This is a genomic window from Acidithrix ferrooxidans (assembly GCF_000949295.1).
Lineage (GTDB): Bacteria > Actinomycetota > Acidimicrobiia > Acidimicrobiales > Acidimicrobiaceae > Acidithrix > Acidithrix ferrooxidans.
Genome location: NZ_JXYS01000031.1, coordinates 44,199 through 69,987, shown reverse-complemented (window position 1 = coordinate 69,987; position 25,789 = coordinate 44,199). Strand labels below are relative to the sequence as shown.

Annotated in this window: 18 protein-coding genes; 12 read left to right on the top strand and 6 right to left on the bottom strand. The window is 47.4% G+C overall.

Annotation, left to right across the window (positions count from 1 at the left end):
• Nucleotides 1–491 precede the first annotated feature (491 nt).
• Nucleotides 492–1,706, top strand: coding sequence for an MFS transporter (locus AXFE_RS06990; RefSeq protein ID WP_152625917.1), 1,215 nt, complete (start codon nt 492–494; stop codon nt 1,704–1,706).
• A gap of 80 nt (nt 1,707–1,786) precedes the next feature.
• Here AXFE_RS06990 and AXFE_RS06985 read toward each other — a convergent pair whose 3' ends face one another.
• Both AXFE_RS06985 and AXFE_RS06980 read right to left on the bottom strand, forming a co-directional pair.
• Nucleotides 1,787–2,560 carry a ParA family protein gene (locus tag AXFE_RS06985; RefSeq protein WP_052605177.1) on the bottom strand — a complete coding sequence of 258 codons (774 nt, stop codon included), beginning with the start codon at nt 2,558–2,560 and terminating at the stop codon, nt 1,787–1,789.
• Nucleotides 2,561–2,615: 55 nt separating this feature from the next.
• Nucleotides 2,616–4,250, bottom strand: coding sequence for a CHAD domain-containing protein (locus AXFE_RS06980; protein WP_052605176.1), 1,635 nt, complete (start codon nt 4,248–4,250; stop codon nt 2,616–2,618).
• 499 nt (nt 4,251–4,749) lie between these two features.
• Between AXFE_RS06980 and AXFE_RS06975 the strand changes: the two genes are divergently transcribed.
• The 3 genes from AXFE_RS06975 (at nt 4,750) to AXFE_RS06965 (ending at nt 10,720) form a co-directional block, all read left to right on the top strand.
• Nucleotides 4,750–6,141 (top strand): metallophosphoesterase family protein, encoded by a 1,392-nt coding sequence (locus AXFE_RS06975; RefSeq protein ID WP_052605175.1) that lies wholly within the window; start codon nt 4,750–4,752, stop codon nt 6,139–6,141.
• Nucleotides 6,142–9,249: an AAA family ATPase gene (locus AXFE_RS06970; RefSeq protein WP_052605174.1), complete on the top strand. Its 3,108-nt coding sequence runs from the start codon at nt 6,142–6,144 to the stop codon at nt 9,247–9,249.
• Nucleotides 9,250–9,379: 130 nt separating this feature from the next.
• Nucleotides 9,380–10,720: an MFS transporter gene (locus tag AXFE_RS06965; protein WP_052605173.1), complete on the top strand. Its 1,341-nt coding sequence runs from the start codon at nt 9,380–9,382 to the stop codon at nt 10,718–10,720.
• A gap of 537 nt (nt 10,721–11,257) precedes the next feature.
• On the opposite strand, the gene thiD is transcribed toward AXFE_RS06965, so the two are convergent.
• The 4 genes from thiD to thiO form a co-directional block, all read right to left on the bottom strand.
• Nucleotides 11,258–12,082, bottom strand: coding sequence for a bifunctional hydroxymethylpyrimidine kinase/phosphomethylpyrimidine kinase (gene thiD, locus AXFE_RS06960; RefSeq protein ID WP_052605172.1), 825 nt, complete (start codon nt 12,080–12,082; stop codon nt 11,258–11,260).
• A 141-nt stretch (nt 12,083–12,223) separates the two neighbouring features.
• The gene (locus AXFE_RS06955; protein ID WP_052605171.1) at nt 12,224–13,036 is read right to left on the bottom strand and encodes a thiazole synthase; all 813 of its coding nucleotides are present in this window, start codon (nt 13,034–13,036) and stop codon (nt 12,224–12,226) included.
• 207 nt (nt 13,037–13,243) lie between these two features.
• Nucleotides 13,244–13,462, bottom strand: a complete 219-nt coding sequence (gene thiS, locus AXFE_RS06950) for a sulfur carrier protein ThiS (protein WP_052605170.1) — start codon at nt 13,460–13,462, stop codon at nt 13,244–13,246.
• 222 nt (nt 13,463–13,684) lie between these two features.
• The gene (gene thiO, locus AXFE_RS06945) at nt 13,685–14,812 is read right to left on the bottom strand and encodes a glycine oxidase ThiO (protein WP_052605169.1); all 1,128 of its coding nucleotides are present in this window, start codon (nt 14,810–14,812) and stop codon (nt 13,685–13,687) included.
• A 469-nt stretch (nt 14,813–15,281) separates the two neighbouring features.
• Between thiO and AXFE_RS06940 the strand changes: the two genes are divergently transcribed.
• The 8 genes from AXFE_RS06940 to pth all read left to right on the top strand — a co-directional run bounded on the left by AXFE_RS06940 (nt 15,282) and on the right by pth (nt 25,781).
• Nucleotides 15,282–16,919, top strand: a complete 1,638-nt coding sequence (locus tag AXFE_RS06940; protein WP_152625916.1) for a long-chain fatty acid--CoA ligase — start codon at nt 15,282–15,284, stop codon at nt 16,917–16,919.
• A gap of 107 nt (nt 16,920–17,026) precedes the next feature.
• Nucleotides 17,027–18,439 (top strand): M20/M25/M40 family metallo-hydrolase, encoded by a 1,413-nt coding sequence (locus tag AXFE_RS06935; RefSeq protein ID WP_052605168.1) that lies wholly within the window; start codon nt 17,027–17,029, stop codon nt 18,437–18,439.
• An 890-nt stretch (nt 18,440–19,329) separates the two neighbouring features.
• The gene (locus tag AXFE_RS06930; protein WP_052605167.1) at nt 19,330–20,259 is read left to right on the top strand and encodes a hypothetical protein; all 930 of its coding nucleotides are present in this window, start codon (nt 19,330–19,332) and stop codon (nt 20,257–20,259) included.
• Between the two features lie 522 nt (nt 20,260–20,781).
• On the top strand, nt 20,782–22,224 hold the full coding sequence (locus AXFE_RS06925) for a glycoside hydrolase (protein ID WP_160291757.1): 1,443 nt from the start codon (nt 20,782–20,784) through the stop codon (nt 22,222–22,224).
• A 206-nt stretch (nt 22,225–22,430) separates the two neighbouring features.
• Entirely contained in the window at nt 22,431–23,543 is a 1,113-nt protein-coding gene (locus tag AXFE_RS06920) for a bifunctional UDP-N-acetylglucosamine diphosphorylase/glucosamine-1-phosphate N-acetyltransferase GlmU (RefSeq protein WP_152625915.1), read from the top strand.
• Between the two features lie 2 nt (nt 23,544–23,545).
• On the top strand, nt 23,546–24,517 hold the full coding sequence (locus tag AXFE_RS06915; protein ID WP_052605164.1) for a ribose-phosphate diphosphokinase: 972 nt from the start codon (nt 23,546–23,548) through the stop codon (nt 24,515–24,517).
• 141 nt (nt 24,518–24,658) lie between these two features.
• Nucleotides 24,659–25,192 (top strand): hypothetical protein, encoded by a 534-nt coding sequence (locus AXFE_RS06910; RefSeq protein WP_082058551.1) that lies wholly within the window; start codon nt 24,659–24,661, stop codon nt 25,190–25,192.
• A 10-nt stretch (nt 25,193–25,202) separates the two neighbouring features.
• The gene (gene pth / locus AXFE_RS06905; protein ID WP_052605162.1) at nt 25,203–25,781 is read left to right on the top strand and encodes an aminoacyl-tRNA hydrolase; all 579 of its coding nucleotides are present in this window, start codon (nt 25,203–25,205) and stop codon (nt 25,779–25,781) included.
• The last annotated feature ends 8 nt before the right edge of the window (nt 25,782–25,789 follow it).

Genomic DNA, 25,789 nt, shown 5'->3' with positions numbered 1-25,789 from the left:
TGGCAAATTCCATCGGATAGATCTAATACGAGGGTCGGGTAGTCATGGGCGATAATCCTAATTTTAAGATATGGCAATGAGTGACGATAACTTTTTGCTTCAAAGGATGTTTCTTCGCTGGTCGAAATTCAGTTTTCAAGCTTTGTTTTGTGTCAGCGCTTTGTGTCAGCGCATTGAACTATCGATTTGAACCTAACAACCTCAAGTTTCTAGAGTTACTGGCGGGGCGGGTAACTGTGCTAAATCAATGACAAAGCTGCCAGATACACAGCCGCAGTGTTTTTAAGGTTCAGTTTTTTTTGCGAGGCAAAAGATCATACTTTTATCTTGAAACAAACTAGAGGCTAAATAGATCTTTGACCTCCCTTTCAGTGTCTTGTGTGCGATAGAGTTGGTGTCTCTTAGGATGCACATCCACTTGCTCGCTCTTGAGTGCCGACCCGTCGATCACTATCAAGAGTGGTCTGGAGATAAATTTAGATTGGATTAAATTGGAGACCAGAGTTGCCCGACCAAAGAGTGCGGGAGCCATTATTGGATTGTCGATGCTCTTTGCTGCAGTTGCACAGGGATTTGGTCGGTTTAGTTACAGCCTTATCATTCCGTCTTTGGTGCGTACGACTATTCACTCTGTCGCCTTGGCTGGGACTCTAGGAACGGTAAACGTGGGCTCGTATTTGCTGGGATCTACCTTTGTAACTTTGAACTCCCGAAGAATCTCCAACATTACTCTCATTCGTGTGGGTCTCTTCCTTTCTGCAAGTGGCCTTTTGATCTTTGCCTTTACAAATTCGTTCATCACTTTCTTTTTTGCGATGGTCCTGATGGGTTTCGGAGGGGCGATGATCTGGATCCAATCTCCTGGATTGGCAGCCTCTGCAGTAAGTGTTGAAAAAAAGGGATGGGCCATGGGTCTAACTGGGGCCGGGATAGGAATCGCCATCACACTCGAAGCGCAATTTGCCAGAATGACTCAGAATCTGGGGGGCTTATGGTCTTGGAAGATAATTCTCTATGTTGAAGGTTTCATTGCCCTGGTGAGTGCTCTGATTGCGCTATTGAAATTAAAGGGTGAACAAAAGGTTGTAGACCTCTTCGAAGTGACAGATTCTGACGTAAAACCCTCTCACGTTCCACCAATACCGGAACAGAACTTTCTTTTTGGTGCATATATGGCATATGGCTTGGCTCAAGCGATATTTTTGACCTTTGTTGTGACAGCTCTCGAACACGACCACAACTATTCGGCTGGATGGTCTTCGTTTATCTTTGCTCTCGTTGGTTTTATATCGATCTTTGGTGGGGTGCTTGCTGGGCGAATTAGCGATTCGATCTCCAATCGTGGCATTGTTATGGTAGGTGGTTTCATATGTATGGCTTTTTCTGGGGTGGCTGTCGTAGAAGGGGCATACCCATTGGTTATAGTGGGAGCGATCACATATGGTTTAGGGATGTCGGGTATCCCGAATTTGGTTGCTGCATATATCTCGGACTTTCAAAGTGGTTCTGATTTTGCAAGAACTTTTGCCTTGGTAACCCTTTTCTTTGGAATTACTCAGGCTGTTGGTCCACAGCTGGCAGGAGTTGTAGAAAGTTCTACTGGTAGTTTTGTGGTTGATTTTTTGCTCGTGTCAATCTCTTGTGTGGTTGGAGTTTTGTTCAGTATAAAGTTGAGCTACCGGGCATCGTTGTCTAAACTCTCATAAATCGGCGGAGTCTAGACCTCTCTTTGATCTTAGATATTTGACTCTAAGCTTCTTATGTAAAGTTGACTATCACACCTTTACTACTCTTTTTTGTTAGGGCGAGTTTTTATTTTTTCGAGTTTGCTCTGAATCTCAAAATAGAGCGATTCAATTGCGATAGCAAGTCTATGGGGACCATTCATTTCGAAAATCGGTGCTCGTTCGATCGCCATCTTCTCCATCTCTGCCGCATAGGGAATATAGCTCGATAGAAGTTGAATATTGGAAAGTTTTTCGTGATTTGAGATCGCATCTCTATGTGCATTTCTGCGGATATCTACCATGTTGTAGACCGTGAAACTTCGATCGATCATCTTGATCTTTTCTAGATGTAACGACAGCGCTTCCAGTGAGTGAGTAGCCAGTGGGCTGGGTTGTAGGGGAATCACAAGGAGGTCAATTGCGGCCAGCATTGAATCCGAGAGGCTATTTAAGCTGGGTGGCGAGTCGATTACGACAAGATCAAACGATCCTTTGGCAGATGATGTTGCCCTAGAGATCGTGTTTTTGCCTGAGTTTGAATCGAAGATTTTTTCTGAGAGAAGTCGTTGCGCATTCGAAGCCGGAACGATAAATAAGCTTTGGTAGTTGGTGCGTATGGCTAAATCTTCCAAGGAGACATTTTTGTCTAAAAGCGCCTTGGCCCTTGGCGCTAGGGTTTCGTTAACTCTAAGAACATAGGTGGCACTCGCTTGTGGGTCTAGATCCCAAAGCAATGTTCGAAGGCCCGACCGGGAGGCGAGGTATGCGTAGTTTATCGCTAATGATGTTTTACCTACGCCTCCTTTTTGGTTGTAAAACGCGATTGTCTTCACTTGTCGTCCTTTGTCTGGGTGCTTCTAGGGCGGATTTTTTTCGTTGTCTGTAGCTTCATAACGTCTTGGAGCCGTGTTTTTTCGAAGTGGTACTTAGAGATTTTGAAGTGTTTGCTCTTTTACTGTTTTTGGACTTGTTAGTTTTAGAGATCTGCGATGGGTGCGACCAACCAGGTTTGCCAGAGAGTTCCACCAATGCCAAGACCGAAGAGGCTTTCGTCTCTTGTAGTGAGGTTTGTGCTTGATTGATTAGCGACATAAGTGGTGCAAGGTCATTTGAGTCCTCGAGTCCTTCTTTTTCTTGCTCTAAAAACTCCATCCTTACTGTGGCGTCTTGAAATAGACCAAGTTCAGTTTGGAGAACTTTGGAGAGAAAGATATCAGTGTTGGTGGTAGCCGTATTGTCGCTGGCGAAGGTCTCGCTTAGATACCTCAGGCGTTTGAAGTCTTTACGAAGGTCGTGTAGTTCTTGGGAGGATGGATCATTTTTCTTTGCTATCTCTGAAACCGTAATTTGGCAGTCGCTTTTTGCCATCGAGATAGTTTTTTCGACGAATTTTTTGGTTTGAGTACTGGCTATCTCCAGTTTCCCATCCGGCCCTTTGAAGGTTCCCGATGATGCCGCGATGAGCTTGGCAATGCTGGCTTGCCAGATGCTTTCGAGTGCCACGAACCTCTCCTCTAATTCGCGTTCTAACGTCTCGTTTATCTGAGATTGACGTTCTTTGAGCTTGTGCAGGAATGGGTTATACGGAGAGGTCTCTCCAAAGTACGTGACTATTACATCGATGTCGCGGGCAGAATTTGTGGCTTGTGCGATTGACTTTACATTTGAGAGCAGATCTTCAAGCGAACTAGAGTTGAAAGTTTTGACCACGGGTTCTAGGATCGCTCGGGTGGAACGCAAAATGACCCGAAGATGATGAAGTGACTCTTGGTCGGCGCGAAGTTTCGCGACATCCAGGGCTAGTTTGGCGTTTCGGAGTGATTTTGACAGGTATGTAGACATCGAAAGTGCAACGTTTTCATTTGCTTTTGGAATGACGCTAAATTTTACCGCGAAATCGCCGCGTGCTCGATTGGCACTTCTGAGTGCGCTATCGTAATAGTCGTGGCTGGGGGCGACCCTCCAAAATGACCCCATCGCCCGCTTGAGAAAGTCAAGAATGCGGTCCATCAACTCGTTGTCGTCTGAATCGCACTCTAGATGGAGCCAAAACTCAAAGGCAGCTGGGTTGGCAATGATCTCAACGCTTGCGTCCCGCCGTTGATGTGAATCAATATGGATCAGTTCGGCATGGTTGGTATCAACTTCGACGATTGAGATCACCGCCATCTCTAGGGCAACTTCATTGACTCTTTCGACTAGCACTTTCGAACTGCATGATTGAATTGAGATTGGTTGGGGGTGACTCGAGGTTGTGGGCTTTCCAGTATATTCACCACGAAAGCTCACACCCTTTTCGTCGGTTAATACGAGCTCACATTTGGAAGTTTTCGGAATCTCTTGAAGTTCGAGACGCCACCCGTGACTCGCAAATCGCCAATCCAAAGTATCTAAGAGAATTCTTCGTTGGCGAATGGAAGTTGGAGACTGTGCCTTCAAGAGGTCACTTTTACCAAGATGGTCAATTACGGTTTCAATTGCAATTTCACGGGTAGCAAGATAGCGTTGGAAAATTCTCTTCAAATTGCGCCGTCCTTAGGCTGGGATACCTTAACAAAAGGTAAACAATTAGAGTCTAAATGGTAAATTCAGTCGTTAGACGCAACTTTTAGCTTGGTAAATTTGGACTTCAAATTGAGACTAGCAGGCGAAATGATCTTCGAATGGACAGTTTTGGCCATTCTAGGTATTTTGTAATTCCCTTTAGAGCGCGCTAGCTTAGATCTTTTCTCGAGTTTTGAACTGTAGCTGCTAAGTGGTTTGGCTTTAGCCTGTAGATTTTAGAGTCGAGCCAAAATCAATTCTTGTTACATCTCTTTGATAGTATCGTATTTAAAGTCGTAGCTTCTGATATTTACTTAAATAGCGGTCATGCTTTAGAAGGGCAACCACTGAGTGCCATGAGCAAGGACTCTTCCTGAGTAGGAATTAGCTTCAACTGTCGGCTTTAGGCAACGATTGACTTGGGAATGTGGAATGTCAAATGTCGAGCTATAGCTCCACAGGTGAGAACAAATAACAGATGAACGACCAAGTTGTGACTTTTATACACGCGTCCGACCTCCATCTCGACTCTCCATTTGTCGGCTTGGCGGATCGCTATGGCCCAAGAGTCCGTGATGCTGCGACGCAAGCCTCTATCTCGGCATTAAATTCTCTTGTACGCAATGCGATCGATCTGCAATGTGATTTTGTAGCCATAGCCGGGGATCTTTACGATGGTGTTTCCGTCGGCGTAAGAGCAAGGGCGGCCTTTTTGGATGCCGTGCACACTCTGTCTGAGCACGAGATACGGGTTTGTGTGGCCTTGGGAAATCATGATCCTCTGGATGAGCAATGGCTGCGTTCGTCTAATCTTCCTAGTAATCTGACGATTTTTGATAGTTCTGAGCCCGAAGTTCTTACTTTCCCTAGCCGCAGCGGTCTGGTTGTCAATGTTGTTGGAGTCTCTTACTCAATACGAAACGAGAGCCGAAACTTAGCTTCAATGTTTCTCCACAAGAGTGCTTTGGATGGATCTGCGGTTACTGTTGGCATATTGCACTCCAATGTTGGTAGCGTCAAAGAACATGCCCCCTATGCACCTGCAAATTTGGACGATATAACTCGTCTCGAATATGATTACTTTGCGCTTGGCCACATCCATTCCTTTGAGGTGCTCTCGCAAAGGCCAATGGTTGTCTATTCAGGCACTACTCAGGGGCGGAGTTTTAAATCTTCCGAACAGGGTGCTAAGGGTGCTTTGGTAGTTTCAATTCGCCCTGAGGTTACTCCCGTGCTGAGATTTGTCGAGTTGGGCACCTTTCGTTTTGAGAAAATCTTGGTAGACCTCTCATCTCTAGAGTTGGGTGAGGATCCGCTTGATGCCATGGACTACATCTATGGGGTTGTCTCAAGCGAAATATCTACACTTTTGGAGGGGACTTCGCATCCATCGCGTCGCTTTTTATTGAGGGTGGTTTTGAATGGTCGGGTTAGCTCGAGGATTCGTATCGCAGAACACCTTAGGGAATATACGGATTTGCTCGGTGACAAAATTGTATCTGGGGGTGGCGGGGATTTTGTCATTTTGGAGTCGATACGTGATGAGACAGCCTCGTATTTTGACTTAGATGAGATCGACGTAGTTTCAATTTCGGAATCAGGTGGCTTTTTGAGTTTGCTAATCGAGGATTTCAATACCGACGGAGGCCACCTTGGTACAGGGGAAACCACGACGACGACGGAGGCAATTTTAACTTCGCTGTCCCGTCTTCGAGAGCGGTCAAAGGTTTCTAGCGAAATCATAGCCCTCGTGAGAGCAACTTTTTCTAGCAGCGATGCCCTAGATGGCTTTAACCTAGCAGAACTGGATCGCAGGGTTATCGGAGAGGTCTTGATCAATCTCCAGGCTCGGACAGAAAGTGCTCGCTAGATGACCTCCAACTCCATTAGTGTTCACGTCAAGACTATATGGGCGGATCAAATTGGTGCTTTAGACAAGCGCTCTTTAGGAGTTTCGTCTTTACAACTTGGCGGGGCACTAAATGTGGTTATCGGACCAAACGAAGCAGGAAAGTCAACACTTCGACGGGTCGTCTCCTTTGTTTTATTTGGAAGCGAATTTTTGTCTTATCCTATAAAGGCAGGTTTGACCATAGGGGTTGGAGATATGGTCTATGAACTCCAAAGGGAGGCTCAAAGTCACAAGGCTAGTCATCGGATATTTGTAAGATTGCGCTCTGACCTTAACCCAGGGGCTTCACCGGATGATTTTCCCGGGACCTTCACCCTTGTTGATCAGGACTATATTAGAAGGACCCTGATTGGAGTCGATTCACTTACCTTCGATAGCGTCTATTCGATCGCCCCAGAGGCGCAAATTTTGAACGAGAAGATAGCGATGGCCACCACTGCAGAGATGATGGCCGGCGCTTGGTTGGTAGGTGGCGGTGAAAACCCCACTCAATTGGCCAAAAAATACGCTTCGAATAGTGATGGAATTTGGCCACCAAGAGCCACTGGCATCGATACGCTGTCGTCAATGGCCAAGGAGTTCCGAGAGCTAGAAGATAAAAAAAGAGAGCTGTTCGGGCGGTCTTTGAGCTATGACGACAAATTAGCCACGATCGATCGACTGACTCAAGAGCGTCGTCACGCAGTTCAAGGTCTAAACGAAATTGAAGTTGAACTTAGAAATTACGAAGTTGCCCTCAAACTAGTCGAGATTAAGGCTGAGGTCGGCAACCTACGCGCTCTTCTTTTGCCCTTTGTGGATACGCGGATATTAACGGATGCAGAAGTATTTAAGCTACGAGAACTTTTGAGCGAGAACGACTTTAGGGTTAGACACTATGAAGCCATAAAGGCGGAACTTGAGGCTCTTAGCTCCTTGGACGAGCTGGGCAACCTAGATATTGACAGAAGCTCCCTTCGTTTGTTGCTTGAAGAGATGAGGACGCATCGCGAACTCTACTTCCGTGCCAAAGCCCGTAACAACGCTATCGAGGAGTCGCTAAAACGCTTGGAGGGGGAGATCCAAGAGACACTGGGTGTCGAGGGTCTCCCCTTTATTAGCCCGCTCAAGCTTGAGATGTTGGGGAAAATTGAGGGAGAATTGATTCGAATTAGAGGCAAACTTGCGCAAATCACCTCAATCGAAGGCGCTCGAGATCGAACCTTGGATGTACTGATCGATCTTGATGTCCAGCTCAACAGGGAAATGGCTGCACTCGGCGGTTTTGACCTACCGTCGATAAAGAGCTGTGACACCTTGAATTCGAGGGAGTTCTCGACGCAGCTGAATCAAGAGATATCTACCATTATCTCCCTCTGCGACGAAGCCATTGCGCTGCAGGCTCGCAAGGTCGAATATGGATCGACTCTAGGATTGGCCGAAGATGTGGCGTCTAGGACTAGAGGGGTCCTAAGGTTCGCTCCTTACTTTCTGGTACTTTCTCTACTTGGAGCAATATCTATCTTTTTGTTTTCCGGAGCTGCGATGGTTCTGAGAGCTCTTTTGTCATTTGCTCTCATTGCTTTTGGTGTTTTCGTTCTTTTTTTTGCCAGCAATCGTTTCAACGGTCTCAAATTGGGGAACGCTCTAGGTACGGTGGATGCGTTAAATCGACAGATCGATAAGTTGGCAGGTGATCTTCGGAGCGTCTATGTGGGGTCGATAGAGTTTGGAGCTATCAGAGATAAAGCTATTGCGATGGTGAGCCTTGCTGATCGACTTGGCCATATCTTTTCACTACAAAGACAAAAGGCAGAAGAACGGGACTCTTTAGAAGATCAAATCACGCTAATGACAGGTTCATGGGTGAGGTCTCGGGACGATGTAGCGGCGAGCCTCTCTGAAATGGGTGTCGATAAGATTGACTATTTCTTGAGTGAGAAAGGCTCATTGGCTCTCAAAGGGGCGATTGAGGATCTCTCGAACTTCTCTCGGATGAGTAGCGAATGTAAAAGCGGACGTGAGATCACTGATAGCTTTGAGGCATCTTATTCTAAGCTCTGTGAGATTTTGGCAATAGATAATCTCTCGTTTGAAAGAGATGTTATTTTGGCTGTGTTGGACCAAGCGACATCGATAGTTGAGGCTAAGGACGACTTTGACCGACAGTTCGAAGCCAAAAGTGCTCAATTCCAAGCACTTCGACTTCAGATCTTCTCTCAAGAGGTTAAGAACGCCATCGAAACGTTTGGCCCCTCGAACATGGAACAACTAGAGAGACACCTTGAGCAACAGCGCTGGTTACTTGACAGGCGTGCTCATATGAAAGTCTTAGAAAGTGAGCTTCGGAGCCTCTCTCACCGGCTAGATGGGAGTCTATTTTTGTCCGAGCATGTCGCGTCAAAGGATGCAATAGATAGGATCGTCTCCGACCTAGAGGCCTCGCAACTGGTCGCTAAGGATACCGTGGCTAAGATTGATTTAGATCTAGGTGAGCTTCGAAGTCAAAGTTCACTTTTAGCGACCGACGATGAAATGACTACCCTGAGCACCGAGATTGAATTTTTAAAGGCGCGTTTTGTTGGCCGACTTAGGGAATGGTATATCAACGCTCGAAGCCGCGAGATCTTAGAGTCGGCCATGGGGAGATATGCTAGCGAGCGCATAGGGGAGATCTCTGAACTTTCGTCGAAGTTCATTACGGATGCGACAGGCGGACGTTATGTCAGGGTTCACTATGATCTGGATCGATCTGGTCTTGAGATGATGGATGGCACTTTGTTGGCGTTCAAAGACCTATCAAGGGGAACTGCAGACCTGGCATACCTGATAACACGCTTTAGCGCTGGGCAAACGCGAAAGGTAAGGATTGGGAGCGATCTTGTTAACCTGCCATTTATCCTGGATGAAACATTCGCCCATCAGGATGGTTTGCGACTAGATGAAATTGTTAAAATCTTGATAGCCATCGCCAACGATCGCCAGGTGATAGTCTTTAGTTGCCATGACCATATTGCCAGGCGATTTGTTGAACTCTCTAAGGATAGGCCTGACGCTAGAGCGACTATAGTGGTAGACGTAAGATAAATTCTGCTGAGCCGCTGGCTCCCATCTAATCTTGGTTTTTCTAAGTAATAGGTGGTGACAAGGTCGATTAAGTTCGCCGTCGTGGAAGGTCAATAATAATCCCCAAGGGATTCAAAGAGGTAGTGATATCGTGCGTCCATTTTTCTCGGTGGCGTCCACAAAGGTAAGAGATTCATTTCCAGGCATTTCATTTGGACGTCTGGGTTTGGCAAATGTAGCTAGGGTTCCAATCGCAATGGCCCCCCTTGCGTTGGTAATTTCAGAGGGTAAAACTAAGAGTGCCTTGGCAATGGGTTCGTTCATGGTTTCAGCCTTCACCATTGGCGAGATCTTTCTTTCGTCTCGACTGGCTAAGTTGGGTGATTCTATCGATCCAAATTCGGCTCTGATACGACTGCTTTTTCCTTTAATTTTTATATGGGGATTATTTGGAGTTCTCTCATCCCATGTTTCAAACCCGATTGTATTTGGCGTTCTTGCACTATCTTCCCTTTTGATTGGCGGAATCGGAGCAGGTTTATTTGGTATCTCTCGAAATATTGTTTTGGATGGACCAAAGGTGCTCAAAGGCAGTGCTAAATCTCGTGACCGCCTGATTTCTCTAGATACGTCGCTAATGGAGGTCTTTTTCTTGGTCTCGCCAATAGTCGTCTCGTTTGCCGTTGTTCTCGGCGGTTCGGCCTTTGGCGCTATAGTCACTTCTTTTGTGAGCCTGGGTGGTCTTGGAGTTGCCTTCTATTTCAAGAGAAGCGGCCGTATTGAGACCAAAAACCAAAATTCGAACGCTGATTCAACGGTTTTAAGGGGTAGCCATCCTTTTGAAGGCGGCTCGCTGAAGCTCAAGAGTAAGGGTGAAAGCGTTTGGTTTTCCAAGTCTCGCCTGTGGATCTTTTTAGCTTCAGCGGGAGAGGGAGTTGCCGAAGGTGGGCTCATCATCGCCATACCCTCCATTTTGCTGGAGAATCATCAAAGTGTTGGATTTGCCGGAGTGGCCATTGCGATGATTTCACTTGGCAGCATTACCGGTGGAACGGTTGCAACTGCCTTTTCTCATTCGTTATCGCGTATTGATATTCGAGTCCGACTGGCCCTGTTTCTCTTGGGTCTTTCTGGTGGGGTAGTGGTTTTGACGACCCTGCACAGCCTTTTGTCGATTCTTATTGCTACGTTTATTGCTGGGCTTTTTGTAGCTCCTATAAACACTGCTCGTGCATTGGCTATTGGTGCGACTGTCTCAGAGGGGCAAAACGCCGAGGCCTTTGGGGCTCTATATGGCTCCTATTCGATTGGCTTTGCGCTTATAGGCCTCATATTGGGGATCTTTGGAACATCAGTGCCGGCGGCATCACTACTTGGTGCGACAGCATTCCTATCACTTTTGATCGCCCTATACCTTATGCTTACTCGTCGCAGCAACTTTAGTGGGCTGTCACGGACTACTCCTACCGGATCTGCGATTGTAACGAATTAGAGTCCCCCTCTCTTTTGATATCCTTGGGTAAAGAACGTCTTTTTGGCGTTCTTTACCTTGATTTTCTTCTAGTGCAAAAGCGCCATATGCAAAAGGTCCCAATTGACCCTGTGGCTGCTGTAAAAGAAGGAATATACCCTTTATCTAGATCCGTGCGCTTTTTTGGAGAAGGTAGATTTAGCCGAATATCCTATAAAAGCTCCGGTAGAGATAGAGGGCAATCCTTGGATTGGAGAAGGCGAGATTTAGGTTTGCTAGATAAATGTCACAGGAGGGGACTCGAGAAGCCAGGCTCGTAGTTGGAACTGAAGACGAATCAAGTTTGGTGACACTCTGGTATCGTCGGCCTTTTTTGTCGGACCTGTCTCCTTTTGTAAGAAGTTGATCGATCTGTTTTGACAAATTACAAGTTCGATTTCATTTGGACTTGTAGATTTGCTTTAATCTTTTTCACGGCCTGGCAGAGCTTTTCAGCTGTGTCCTTCAGTGTTCATCTGCAGTGGAATACTTTAAGTAGTTGCCTAGTTGCAGGGTGACCTAGAATTGATCTGGGTGTGACCATAGGAAATGGTCAAGCGGCCCTGCTCCTGAGCCAAGTGCCCAGGACGATCCCCCCATGATTGCCTTGGTTGTGTAGATCTTTGCGTTTCTTATGGCTTGGTCTATGGGTTGACCGCAGGCAATTTGGGCTGCCAAAGCAGCAGAAAAGGTGCATCCCGTTCCATGGGTATTTGGGGTGGCGATTCGATTGGTCCGGAGGTTTGATACATTTTGTCCATCGAAGAAGATATCGATCGATTCATCGCCTTCTAGGTGTCCACCTTTTATGTAAACGTATTTGGGGCCAAAGCGATGAATTAGTTGTGCGGCTCGTACCATTTCAGATTGGTTTGTTATCTCGATTTCACTGAGAAGTTCGGCCTCTGGAATGTTAGGAGTGACTACATAAGCATATGGAAGCAGAAATTCGCGATAGCCGCTGACGATCGACTGCGGACTCAGAATGTCTCCAGATGTGGCGATCATAACCGGATCTACGATTAATTTTGGTAAAGTCCCCCTGCGAGCAAAGTCTGCAACAATCTCAAGCAACTCGATAGATCCCAGCATCCCAGTCTTGGATCCTCGTACGAAAAAATCTGAGGTAACCGCATCGATCTGGGCGTAGAGACTGAGTGGGCTCATTAGATCGATCGCAAGGACCCCTTTGGTATTTTGAGCCGTGACTGCCGTGATGGCCGAAGTTCCATAGGCACCGTTGGCAGCAAAGGCCTTGAGGTCGGCTTGGATTCCAGCACCGCCGCCGGAATCCGAGCCTGCGATGGTGAGAGCCACTGGAGGTGTTCTAGTTCCTGGATACATAGAGTTGACAACCTTGTTAGTGCGAATCGCTACGCTATTTTCTTTCTTAGCAAATATTAAGAATAAGTCAAAATCACACCAAACGTGTCCTTTAGACCTACTTTAAGTGAGAATTACTACTTTCCCATTTGATTATCAGGTTTATTGGGCGATCATTCCTTCGGTTGGTGAACTAGCAAGTGCTTGATCGCGTTTGGGTATTCGCCCACTTATTCTTGTTAAGTATCCAGCCTCAAGCGCCAGCGCGAGAGACTTCGCCATCAATTCTGGGTATTGGGCACGATTGATCGCTGATGCGACCAACACGCCATCGCAGCCAAGTTCCATTGCTTGACTGACGTCTGATGCCCCACCTACGCCTGCATCTAAGATGACTGGAACGTTTGAGTGGTTCGTGATCGACTCTATGTTGTAGGGATTTAGTATTCCAAGGCCCGATCCGATGGGCGATCCCAGAGGCATAACTGCTGCCGCCCCTGCGAGTTCTAGTCTTCGGGCCAAGATCGGGTCGTCGCTGCAATAAGCCATAACTAGAAAGCCTTCATTGGCGAGGCTCTCAGTGGCTCGTAGAGTTTCTATTGGATCAGGAAGCAAGGTGGCATCGTCGGCGATCACTTCGATCTTTATGAACTTCGTCCCTAGCACCTCAGATGCCAACTTTGCGGTTAATATTGCCTCTTTGTGGCTATAGCAGCCCGCAGTATTGGGCAGGATTTTCAAGTTCAGCTCACCTAGGAGCTTGTAAAGTCCCATTGAACTGGTCGGCTCGAATCGTCGAATTGCTACGGTCGTTAGAGATGTTTTAGAGGCAATCAATGCTGCCTTTAGTGCGCTGAGCGAAGTCATGCCTCCACTGCCGGTTATGAGACGCGAAGAGACCTCTTCGCCACCGATGACTAGCGGGGGATAGGGAGTGACTGGTTCGGTCGCGTTTGCTTGTGCGGTAGTTGTCATTTGAATATCTTTTCGCAGTGGTCTTTCGATTTGGTCCCGTATGTTCTTAGTTTTAATATGTCTTTAGTCGTGCCAGATCAAAACCGCCAAGACGAGTACATTTCTACGGGTTTTATGCTTGGTATCCTAGTACTTGGAGGAGTCAAATCTCCTTTCGAATTTATGGGAATCGAGGCAGATAACTACTATTGAATGTCATAGATGATATTATCCACCTGCAACAATCGATACTATCTCAATTTCTTCGCCACCTGTAATTATTCGCATGGTCCACTGGCTTTTATGTATGATTTCTTGGTTGATTGCGATTGCTACCCCTATTGTTGGAATGGTTAGTTCGTCCAATAGCGCTGCCAAACTTATTGATTCATTGATCGATAAAGCCTTGCCATTGATGGTTATATCGATGTCTTTTCGAAGGTTCAATTAATTGCTCTTTCAAATTAGATCATAAAGACCGTCTCTGTATGGACCTCTATGGATTGCCCTAGGCCATTAGTTGATTAAGGTTGGCCCCAAGCGACAGGTAGGGGCGATCTCGGTTTGTTTTATTACCAGAGGTATGGCGTGGTCTTGTTTTACTTTCTACCGTGTCTTTTTTGTTTTTCATTCTTCTACCCAATTTCTATCCTTATAATTTGCGACTGCTTACCTAAGGCGATTTGGAGTAAATAGTCCTAGTTCGATAGAGGTTGTAGGCCCAGAGATCATCTCGGCAATTCCCCTGCCAATTATTGAAGAGAGCAGGATTCCATGGCGGAAGCTACCAAGTGCGCAGAAAAGATCTTGTTCGACCTGACCCAAAATTGGAAAGTTGTCGTTAGTGGCTGGCCGAAAGCCGACGTTGATCTCGGCGATCTCCATCTCTCCCAATGCAGGTATTACTCTCAGAGCGTCACGAAGTAGTTCATAGGTGGATCGCACCTTTGTGCTAGCGTCAAATCCCTTTTCCTCTTGCGTGGCACCGATAACAATCTCCCCGTCCAGGCGAGGAACGATATAGCCCGGTCTGCCCTCTACCAAGTAGCGAACAATTCGCTCTGGAGCAGGTGTGAATTTGTTTGTCCTTATTCGTATTACTTCTCCGCGTACTGGCCTGAGCGAGTCGTAGATAAAGTCGGGAACACCCTTGATGGCATCCTTGGTTACGCCAAATGCAAGAACGATTTTGTCGGCTTTGATGCAAGTCTCGTCTTCAAGGGAGATTTCGAAGGAGTCCCCAATTCGATTTATCTGTGTCGCGTCGTGCGTTACGAAGTCAACGCCTAGGCGCTTGGAAGCTTCAATTAGGGCGATGTGTGCTTTTCTGTTGTCAACTTGGTTGTCAATCTCAGTAAAGATACCACCAGAAATCATGGGTGAAAGGGTTGGTTCTATCGAATCGAGTTCGCTCTTAGAAAGGTAGGTGCAGGCAAGTCCGAGTCTGTCGTAAAAACTTTTTGCACGGTTGATCTCGACTGTGTCATTTGGGGTAGCTCCAATCAGTAGTGATCCAGTGTTTCGCAGACCCACGTCCAGACCGAAGTCATCTCTTAGCTTCTCGGCGAGTTCCCCCCAGTATCGTGCAGCTCCAAGCATCGTATCTAAGAGGCGTTCTTCTCCATAGACGGCTTCTGCGACGGGTGCTAACATCCCAGCGGCGACCCTGGTGGCACCCCTGGCCACATCTGCGTCCAGTACGGAGATGTTGAGTGATTTTGTCGACGCCAAGTGGTAGGCGATAGACGCCCCGGTAATCCCGCCGCCAATAATTGCTATTTTTTGATCTTTGCTCACTTAGGACATCTTAGGTCGTTGAATTGGGTGGTCAAAATAATGTGATAAGTGATTTCCTCTAAGGCCGATACCTTGCCTACTATCAACCTTAGGTTTTGAGTCGGCTTTGACTAACTTCATATGCTGGGTTGGATGATTTGAAGTTACGAAAGGTATTGAGGGAGGCCAAGTGGAGGTTCGAATTCTGGTCTCTCCTTAAGTGATCACTTCTATAGATGCCATATCTTTGCTTCATCAATGTTTCAGCTTGATATATTCGACTAGCTTAAATTCTTACACCTATCAAGTTGAGATAGTTCAAAATAAGCGTGCATTGCTTTGCAATTTGGATAAGAATTAAGTAGCTGGGCTTTTGGCGCCTAGATTGCCCAGCGTTTACTTTAGTCGCTTGAATTTAGCAGTTAAAGATTGAGCTGCCCTTGTAGTTAGAGTACATGGGCTGGCTATCGAACGAGTGGGAGAAAATAACTTGAAATCTACTATGCAGGAATCAAAGCTTTCTGTCCCGTTTATCTTTCGCCATGGAGAGATGCTTTATGGGAATTCGAAGATCCTCAACTTCGATGGAGAGAATGTCGTTGAATTTACCTATACTCAGGTGGCCAAGAGGGCGCACGCTCTTTCAGGTGCGCTTCGTGACCTCGGCGTGGGCAAAGACGACAGAGTAGCCACTTTTTGCTTTAACCACAATCAGCACCTTGAGGCTTACCTTGCGATTCCTTCTATGGGTGCTATTTTGCACACCTTAAACGTGCGCCTTTTTGCAGACCAATTGGAATTTATTGTGGACGATGCCCAAGATAAGGTCATTATCGCGGATGGGATTGTCTTGGGACTTTTGTTGAGAGTCTTAGGTCGCTCAACCTGTGTTCGAGACGTCATCATAGTTGGTGGCTACGACCACAGCGCGATAGAGGCTTTCGGCAATACTTCAAATATTCAATTTCACGAATACGAGGCGTTGATTGCAAACGGTGTCGACGTGGGTCACTTTGTCGAGCCTGACGACGAGAACGACGCTGCCGCGATGTGCTATACCAGTGGAACAACTGGAAAGCCTAAAGGCGTTGTTTATTCTCATCGCTCAACTTGGTTGCATTCAATTGCAGCATCATCGTCCGCCTCGCTTGGCCTCTCTACCATGGATCGATGTCTTGTGATAGTGCCAATGTTTCATGCAAATGCTTGGGGAATACCCTATGCTGCGTGGATGGTCGGTGCCGACATGATTATGCCAGGGAGATTTCTTCAGGCTGCCCCGTTGGCTAGGATGATTAGCGAACTCGCTCCAACTGTGGCCTCTGGGGTGCCGGTGATATGGAATGATCTATTGCATTACGCAAAAGACAACGAGGTGGATTTCTCATCTGTGAGGATTCTATCGGCTGGTGGCTCTTCGGTTCCTCGTTCATTGATCGAGGGCTTCAGGGATCGATATAATATCTCACTCGTCCAGGGCTGGGGGATGACTGAGACATCGCCTCTTTGCACCCTAGCCATTCCGCCAGTCGGAACCGATCCAGAACGTGCTATCGAATATCAGGTAACAGCTGGCCGCCCGGTAGCGGGGGTTGAGATCAGAATTGTCGATGCCGAAGGCATTGTTGCTCCTAATGATGGTACGACGTTAGGCGAGATTCAAGTTAGCGGCCCCTGGATAGCAAGTAGCTATTACAAGGGTGTCAATCCCGAGAGCTTTGATGGGGGATGGTTGAAGACCGGAGATATGGGCACTATTGACGCGCAGGGGTACCTTCGAATTACCGATCGCACTAAGGACGTGATTAAATCTGGCGGAGAGTGGATCTCGTCGGTTGAGCTAGAGAATGCCATTATGTCACATCCATTGGTTTATGAGGCCGCCGTGATTGGTGTACCAGATTCCAAATGGGATGAAAGGCCGCTGGCTTGTGTAGTTGTGGCCCCGGGAAGTGAACTCAGTGCAACAGAGCTTTCAAACTATATCTTAAAGATGGTGGCAAAGTGGTGGCTACCTGAACGGTGGAGCTTCGTGGATGAGATTCCAAAGACGTCAGTTGGCAAGTTCGACAAGAAAGTTCTGCGTAATCTCTATTCACAGGAGAAACTTGCGATAGAGACGATCTAGGCGAGAGCTTCATTCGAGAAGTTGATAGGTGAAGTGGACTCTGGCAATTTTACGGCCATGGCGACATTGCGACAGACAGACTTGTTGCTAAGACTAAGTTTTAAGGCGTGACTAGCATTAAAGATGATATCGACCAGAAGTTTCGCCAGGTAGCCATTCCCTATCTGGAAAAGTACATAGCCATAAAGTCTCTTTCTCCGGCATTTGATCCGCACTGGGAAGAATCTGGAGAGATTGCAAGAGCGCTCGAGTTGTTCAGCGCATTCGTTGGGCAGCTCGAGATACCTGGTTGCGTGGCTTGGGTCTCGCAGATCAAAGGTCGGACACCTGCTTTAGTGATCGAAGTTCCACCTTCATCTCCTGAGATTGTGGCTCCTGGTGTCCTTTTGTATGGTCATCTTGACAAACAGCCCGCTAGCGGCCCCTGGATGGAGGGAACCTACCCCTTCGAACCCCATATGCGAGGAGACTTACTGTATGGGCGAGGCGTGGTCGACGACGGTTATTCGATCTTTGCTGCCCTTTTGGCGATTGATGCTCTTGCGCGTCGGGGGCTACCGTATCCACGGTCTGTTGTGATAATTGAGGCAAGCGAGGAGAGCGGCAGTCCGGATCTTTCTGCTCATCTTGATCGCGCCAAGGAAGTGCTGGGCGAGATTGGTTTGGTGGTATGCCTCGATGCGGGTGGCCTGGACTTTGAAAGAGTTTGGGTGACTACCTCGCTTAGAGGGAATTTAGTCATAAGGGTAAATGTCAAAGTTCTAGAGCACGGCGTACATTCGGGTGAAGCTGGCGGCGTGGTGCCATCGTCCTTTCGGATACTTAGACAGCTGTTGTCTAGAATAGAAGACGAGAGAACGGGTGAACTGATACCCCAACTCCTTCGTCCTGAGATTCCGCAGTTTTTCATTGATGGCGCGAACGCGTTAGATAGTCAACTTCGTGATCCGCTGGCACGGGCTTTTCCTATTGTTGATGGTCTAGCTTTGGATGGCGACGGCGCGCAGCGAATTTTAGCTCAGACATGGAAATCGTCTCTCTCGGCTATCGGAATTTCTGGAATTCCCGATGTCGATGAAGGCGGAAATGTATTACGGGCCAATACCCAACTTAAGATCTCACTTAGAATTCCTCCATCGGTGGATCCCCTCGCCGCACAGGATGCGATCGTCGAACTCCTCTCGAACGACCCTCCCTATGGGGCTCTCGTTGAGATAGAGTGCGAGGAGCCCGCCGCAGGATGGGTTGCCAATATTCCTGCGCCCTGGTTGATGGATGCGCTCTCACGTGGATCCCAGGATGCCTTTGGAAAAGATCCTGGATTTTGCGGTGAAGGTGGCAGCATCCCATTTTTAGCAATGCTCGGCGAAAGGTTTCCAACTGCGCAATTTGTAGCAACGGGTGCGCTTGGGCCTGGTTCTAATGCACATGGGCCAAACGAATCCCTCAACATTGCTTTTGCCTCTGGAATATGCACTGTGGTCGGCCACCTTCTCATTGCCGCTAGTTTATGTGAATGAATTAGTGTAGCAATTTTTCGGTAGATTGGTTACTTGCCCCAAGGATGGCAATTTCTTAAATGAACATCACTATTGTGGCACAATTTTGCAAATTTAATGGCTTGATTGAAGTGCCAATGGTCGGCTAATTTACCCGTTAACTGCATGATTGAAATTATTCAAAGGGTAAATTCACTTATTTGCCTTCCATAATTTTATCTTTAACGTGAGGTAATCTATTTTTTATATTCTTGTGCTATAGCTAAGGATAATGAAATAAGGTGTTTCGCTATTGGCACATTTAATATCTAAATATGCCTGATTGATCTGTTCATAAAATTGGTAATTATTGCACTATATGACAACTTAACGAAGGTCGTGGTCGATAGGGACCGCCAGAGGTGTCTTGGAATGGTCTTTGACATGTTGCCTACATCGTTTAGCTTGTCTGGTTTTTAAGACCATTAGTCTGCGACATAAGAGTAATGACCTCAATAACCAGTTGACTTATCACTTGCCTGAAATGAAATGCGCAAAAAGCGATTGATTTGAAATGGTGGTGATTAAACCACCGGATTAAATTCGATATCTTTCTCATTTATCTCAAGTTATTACTAGTAATTTTTTTTTGCATGATGGTCATACCGTGATAATACCGATGTAGTGAGACCTGTTGGTTTCTAATTCGAATAGAGCAGTAATACTCTATTCAATACGTGATTTAGATAGGTGAATTTAGCAACTGGGATGATCTAGTTTTAAACGAGCCAGAGTTCAAGATAGATTGATATGGTGTCGATTAAGAATCGTAGAGCGATCTCAAATGTTTATCTGCAAAGCGGCGGTTGGGATGTTTGGATGCGACTTGGCCGATGGGGTTCATTTCCAATAAATAAAAAAGGTGGCCGATCTTGGATATCAAGCTCGCTGAAAGTAGTGCACCGGTGGCCGGGTTTGGTAGCTTTGAAGATGCCTCACGATCACTTCTAGCATATCTGCAGCAAAAGGTAGGGTTAGACCTCTGGATGGTGACTCGTACCGTTGATCCGTATTGGACGATCTTGGAGGTAGCAGGGTCAAAATTCGGGATTGAGGCAGGGGCGGTTCTTTCCTGGAGCGATTCGATCTGCTCAAGAATGATAGCCGGGCTAGGGCCTAATATCGTGCCCTGTCTAGAAGACGTTCGTCAATACATGGAAGCGGCAGTAGCTTTGACCCATGGCCTTGGCGCCTACGTAGGGGTTCCGATAACCTATTCGGACGGTTCTCTTTTTGGTACGCTGTGCGGCATCTCCACCCAGAAGATGGATGAGGCGATTTTACAGTATCGAGATGAAATCCATTTGATGGCTCGCTTGTTATCAACGGTTTTGGCCTTTGAACTAGAGCGAGATTGTCTTGAGCGTTCGATTGACGCTTTTGAAGATGATCTGAGGTCAAAGAGAAGAAATGGAGCCCTTGGCGTAGGGGACTTTTTTGGTGCGCTCAGGCGCGAAGGTGAACGTGGAAGGCGATTATTCACACCTGTGCTTGTCGGAGTGATTGATCTAGTCTTAGAGCCGGGTAAAACCCCAAGTAGCGACTATGACGTTGTGACCCACAAACTCTCGTTTTCCATAAGAACTAACAGGTTGGCCCGCGGCACAATAGGGAAACTGTCCCAGGGTGAGTATGGTTTTTTCGTCTGTGAGCTTTTTGGTAACTCAGCGATTCAATATTTGGCGATGCTGGAGAATATGTTAGGGGATCTGGGCGTCAAGGCAACGGTTCGCAGTGAACAGATGCCGGCAGGATCGGATCTTCCTCGTTACTTCGAAGAGTTTTTAGGGCGAGGTATTTAAAGCTATAGCCATAACTGTCTATCACTATCTCGCTGGAATCCCTCTCGTCAATCTCAGAACAAAGCCAATCCGCGCTAGGATTTCCAGATCTGAATGCGATGACGGGGTTCACGTGTCGCCTACTTGCCGCGGTTTGTATGGATGCTTACGCCGTGAGATCGATAACTTAGGAGCTAACGTTCGTCCAAAGTCGGCCCGTCGCTTTTTGTGATCGGGTGAAGGCCAATTTGCTCTTCCTCTGTTGGGCTTGGATTGATTGGCCTGTGATTTAGCCCGTGATTTAGCCTGTGACGAGTGCTATCAGCTTGAGTGGCAGACTCATCGATTCGATCGAATTGAAGCTTTGGCATTTTGGTGTTACCTGTCTTTAATCTTTAGGATGTAAGTTCTTTCTTTGTCATGAATGCGCAGGGCCAAGAAAATAGCAAGTGGTTATTTGCTGACCTTAAATCGGTGAGTAAAAGTCTGCGTGTTACCTTAGTCGTAACGACGATAATTTTTCTCTCATTGGGCTTGGTCCGCGTGTCACAGCTAATTAGGGGTGCCCCGGTAGTCCCTAACGCGGTAGTTTCTCCGACGAAGTTGCAGAAAATTGCTGGCTTTGGGGCATCTGGTGCATGGTGGTCTGGTCCTGTGTATTCGATGCCCAAGTCAAGCCGTCTCGAAGTCGGAAAGTTGCTTTTTTCATCCAAGGGGCTCCAGATGAGCCAATTTCGATACAATGTGGGTGGCGGAGGCGTCGGGGTCACAACGTCTTGGAAGGCCCCGCCGACTTTTTTGAATGCAAATGGAAGTTATAACTTCAACAACGACCCAGCGGGAACCTATTTTCTCAAGATGGCCAAGGCTTATCATGTTCAGGATTTAGTTGCTTTTGTCAATTCGGCCCCACCAATCTTTACCTCTAACCATCTGAGTTGTCGGGGATTTTTGTCGTTCCGGCAGGTTGCTCCCTACGCAAGATATTTGACCCACGTCGTGGTAGGCCTAAAGAAACACTTGGGGATAGACGTTAGCTATCTCTCTCCGATGAACGAACCTGACTTTTCGATGGCGCCGTGCAAGCAAGAGGGGATGAGGGTCCCTGTGCCTGTTCGGGCTCTGCTTGTGAGCACTTTGGGAAAGGATCTAGCCAAGTCGGCACCTTGGTGTCATATAATAGCAGATGAGTCATCTCAAATAGCGTTCCAGCTTATTCCTGAGGTGTCCCACTGGGTTCATCATCTCAATGCAATTAAGTACATAGCCGCCTTCGCACACCATAGCTATGATTATCCAGGCCCTCAGGTCCTAAGCGATATGAAGAGTGTCTTTGCTCGTTTGGGACTCAACTCCTGGATGACGGAGATCTGCTGTTTCAACGGAAAGCGTTTTGGCTATCAATACGATCCAACCATGGTCTCTGGTATGTGGCTCGCTAAATCCATCTTTAACGATCTTTTCTATGGTGGGGATTCGGCCTTTGATTGGTGGACTGCGCTTTCGCCTAATATTGGCTGCCAGCCCAATCTCTCAAGCGGATGCGCCTCTAACGTCAACATTCTCGGTAGGAATGACGGCCTCGTCTATTACGACATTAACTATCCAAATGACCACAACTATAAGTTCTATTTGACTAAACGGTATTATGTTTTTGGTAACTTTTCTAAGTTCATGCCCATCGGATCGGTTCTACATGGCGTAGTTGGTCTGCCCAATGGGATTGAGGCAATCGCTAGTCAAAAGCTAGGTAGCTGGTCTGTCGTTCTGATCGACGATCGATCAGTCAATTCCCCTACAGTGAAGATCAAGATTGCCCTGCCAACGCAATTTAGTTCATCAAAGGTAGTCTCTAGCGCTCTCACGAGTGCACGTAGCTCCTGGGCGAAGATTTCAAATGCGTCAATGGCGCAGAATGTTTTGACATTCAACTCTGCGCCACAGAGTGTGAGTTCGGTTATGGTCTCGCCAACGCCGATTCGCTAGCTATCTGTTCCGATAAAGATTCGATAAGGATACCGTCTTAGTCTCTAAGATTTAGCTTTTAGAGGGCTAGTCATTCAGATTTTGGCCGATAGCAAATGCACGATATAGCCGAATCGGTTACGCGTTACTTGTGCCATGAAGGTTTCAACAAGAGGCCAAAGTCCACGAGAGTCAAGATATAGTTGCTATACGAGGTAGATGATTTTATGCAAGACAAAACTAAAGTGCGCAAACGTTTTGGAGTCATCATGGCGGCAGGAGAAGGCACGCGAATGAAGTCGTCGCGTCCCAAGCCGCTAGTTCGTATCTGCGGTAAGCCTATGGTCCTGCATATCTTAGAGGAGATTCTAAAGGCAGGCATAACCGACGTGGTTGTCGTCGTGGGCTTTCGTGCCGATGTTGTAAGGAACTCCATACTAAGGCTGGCTCCCGCCGGAATGCATATAGAGTTCGTCGAACAAAAGGCTCAGCGAGGGACGGGCGACGCTCTGGCAACTGCCATGACAGCCTTGCCAGACCCGATAGCATTTGATACCGACGCGCCACCTATGGTTCTTGTGGTTCCCGGTGATACGCCGTTAATTCGCGCCGAGACCATCGAGGCTATATTTGCTAGTCACGTACGAGATAATTCTGCGCTTAGCGTGAGTTATACCGATCTTCTGGATCCCAGCGGTTACGGAAGGGTGATCTTTGGTAAGGACGAAAAGGTGCTCAGGATCGTTGAGCACAAGGATGCGACAATCCAAGAGCGAGACTGTACTTATGTAAATTCGTCGATCTATGTGGCTAACTTGGATGTGCTTTCTCCGGCGCTGCGTCGGCTGAATCCGTCAAATGTACAAGGCGAGTATTACCTTACTGACGTTGTGGAGATTCTTGCTAAGGCGGGATACCATGTAAGTGGATACGAGATTTCTGACCCAGATGAAGCCTTGGGCGTAAATGATCGCCGTCAACTCGCTAGTGCAGAGGCGAAGATGCGAGAGCGAATCAATGCCTCCTTCATGCTCAAAGGGGTAAACTTGGTGGACCCGAACAGCATTTATATAGATTCCACTGTAGAGATCGGCCAAGATACGACAATTTGGCCAGGTACATTTTTAATTGGTCAAACGACGGTGGGCCGAGGTGCTGAGATTGGTCCCGAGGTACGTATTAGCGACTCGGTGATCCAAGATGGCGCTAAGGTTGTGAGATCGGACCTTGAAGGTTGTCGGGTCGGTGAAGATGCTATTGTTGGACCCTATGCGGTGCTTCGATCAGGTGTAAAGATCGACGATTCGTCAAAAAGTGGATCGTTTGTAGTTTTGGAGTAAATGTGGAATTAGTCCCTCGTAAACGTCTTGAGATCTATTCAGGTAGGTCGCACCCAGAACTCGCTGCCGAAGTTGCGCTCCACCTCGATGTACCCTTGGGTCAAGTTGACCTAAGGGAATTTGCAGACGGGGAGATCTACTGTCGCTTTGGCGAGTCGATTAGAGGTAAAGATATCTTTATCATCCAATCACACGCCTACCCGGTAAATTCGGCGATCTTTGAACAATTGAATATGATTGATGCCGCTAAGAGGGCCTCAGCAAAGCGAATTACGGCGGTCTGCCCATACTATGGCTACTCAAGGCAAGACCGAAAGGCCTCGGGTCGTGAGCCAATCACGGCCAAATTGGTGGCTGACGTTCTAGCCACTGCGGGGGCTGACAGGATTATAACTTTAGATCTGCATTCCGGTCAGATCCAGGGGTTCTTTGATGGTCCAGTTGATCATTTGACTGCGATGCCGGTATTGATTGACTATTTGAAAGCCAACCACACCGCCGATACCGTGATCGTGGCTCCCGATGCTGGTCGTGTAAAGGTTGCTTCTCGCTTTTCGCTCTATTTGGACATGGAACTTGCATTTGTGCACAAGAGACGACCTCGTGGCAAAGCCAATGTTGTGGAGGCACTTGATGTCGTTGGGGATGTTGCAGGTAAACGCTGCGTTATTATCGACGACATGATCGATACTGCAGGAACTATCTGCGCTGCAGCCGAGTTGTTGATAAGCCAAGGAGCAGCTGAAGTTTGGGCGATGGCTACGCATGGCATTTTGAGCGATCCAGCGACTAAGCGCCTCGAAGAGTCGCCAATTTCTAAGGTTGTAATTACCAACACCCTTCCCCTTCTTCCTGAGAGGAGGATCGCCAAGTTGGAGGTGCTCTCGGTCGCCCAAGTAATAGCGGCAGCTATTGGCGCAGTCTTTGAGGATACCTCCGTCTCGGATATCTTTGGTGGAGAAAACCTTTCATGACGATTTTGCCCTGCCGGCTATAGAGCGATTAGGGCGGCGTGTTGGCTTTTTACCACTAGGATGCTTTGGGTTATATTCAACTCTTTTTGACGAGTGAATTCATACGTTCTAGTTCTTTGATGTACGCGAGGTTTATTAAAAGTGTCCGATTCCATATTGCAGGCCCTAAGCGGAAGAGAGCTTGGTAGCCGACCTTCAAGTCGCCTTAGAAGGCAAGGTTTTGTGCCAGTAACGATCTATGGAAAGGGAAGCGAACCAAGGTCGATAGCAGTACCTGCTCGAGAACTTAATGCCCTAGTCATTCATCGTAAGCTAATGGGTGCAATTTTGGAGATTGAGATTGACGGAAAGCCTCAGACGACCTTGGTGAAGGATATTCAACGTCATCCAGTTCGGCGAAGCCTTCTTCATATGGACCTTCAATTGCTCTCAGCGAATCAAGAGGTCGTTGTCACGGTGACTTTGGTAGCAGGTGAGGGCGTTGAGCTTGAACTCGACAACCTAGAGGTATCGGGACCAACTTCAGAGATTCCTGCGACTATTGATGTCGGACCGGAGTTACTGGTCGATGGAATGATCTTGGCGTCTGCACTGGGCTTGCCCGCGAAAGTTACACTTCTAACTCCGAGTGATACCGTCGTCGGCAAGGAAGCTGGACTTCGCGAAGCTGAGTAGGTGATCGCCGTTGCGATCTGTTAAATTAGTCTTAGGCCTAGGAAATCCTGGTCGCCAATTTGAGAATACCCGTCACAATTTCGGTGCGATTGTCCTAGATAGAGCCGTCAAGGATCGAGGTCTCAAGCTCATTCCTTCACTTAGAAGCCACAGCCTTTTAGCGGAGGATCGAGATGGACTGGATGTCGTTGCCTTTGCATTCCCTCAAACATTTATGAATAATTCTGGGAATGCTTTGGCGGGCCTATCCAAACGTTATAAGTTAAAGGAAACTTCTGATCTGATCGTCATACACGACGAACTAGATCTCCCACCGGGATCCATAAAGGTAAAACGTGGTGGAGGAGTCGCAGGTCACAATGGATTAAAGTCTATTGTGGCACAACTGGGTTCCTCTGATTTTGTGCGAATACGCGTTGGAATTGGACGTCCGATTGGGACGCAACCGGTTCGCGACTACGTCCTTACACAGTTGAAGCCGAGCGATCTGGCCGGATATGAAGGTGCATTTGAACTTGGCGTAGCTGCCCTACAGAATGTACTGGGAAAAGGGGTCGATGCCGCAATGAATGAAATCAACAGGAACTAGCGTTTCAG

What these genes read in the sequence shown, in the direction of transcription:
- AXFE_RS06975 (WP_052605175.1), top strand. Translation starts at nt 4,750, where the DNA reads ATGAACGACCAAGTTGTGACTTTTATACACGCGTCCGACCTCCATCTC.
- AXFE_RS06970 (WP_052605174.1), top strand. Translation starts at nt 6,142, where the DNA reads ATGACCTCCAACTCCATTAGTGTTCACGTCAAGACTATATGGGCGGAT.
- thiD (WP_052605172.1), bottom strand. Translation starts at nt 12,082, where the DNA reads ATGTATCCAGGAACTAGAACACCTCCAGTGGCTCTCACCATCGCAGGC.
- AXFE_RS06955 (WP_052605171.1), bottom strand. Translation starts at nt 13,036, where the DNA reads ATGACAACTACCGCACAAGCAAACGCGACCGAACCAGTCACTCCCTAT.
- AXFE_RS06920 (WP_152625915.1), top strand. Translation starts at nt 22,431, where the DNA reads ATGCAAGACAAAACTAAAGTGCGCAAACGTTTTGGAGTCATCATGGCG.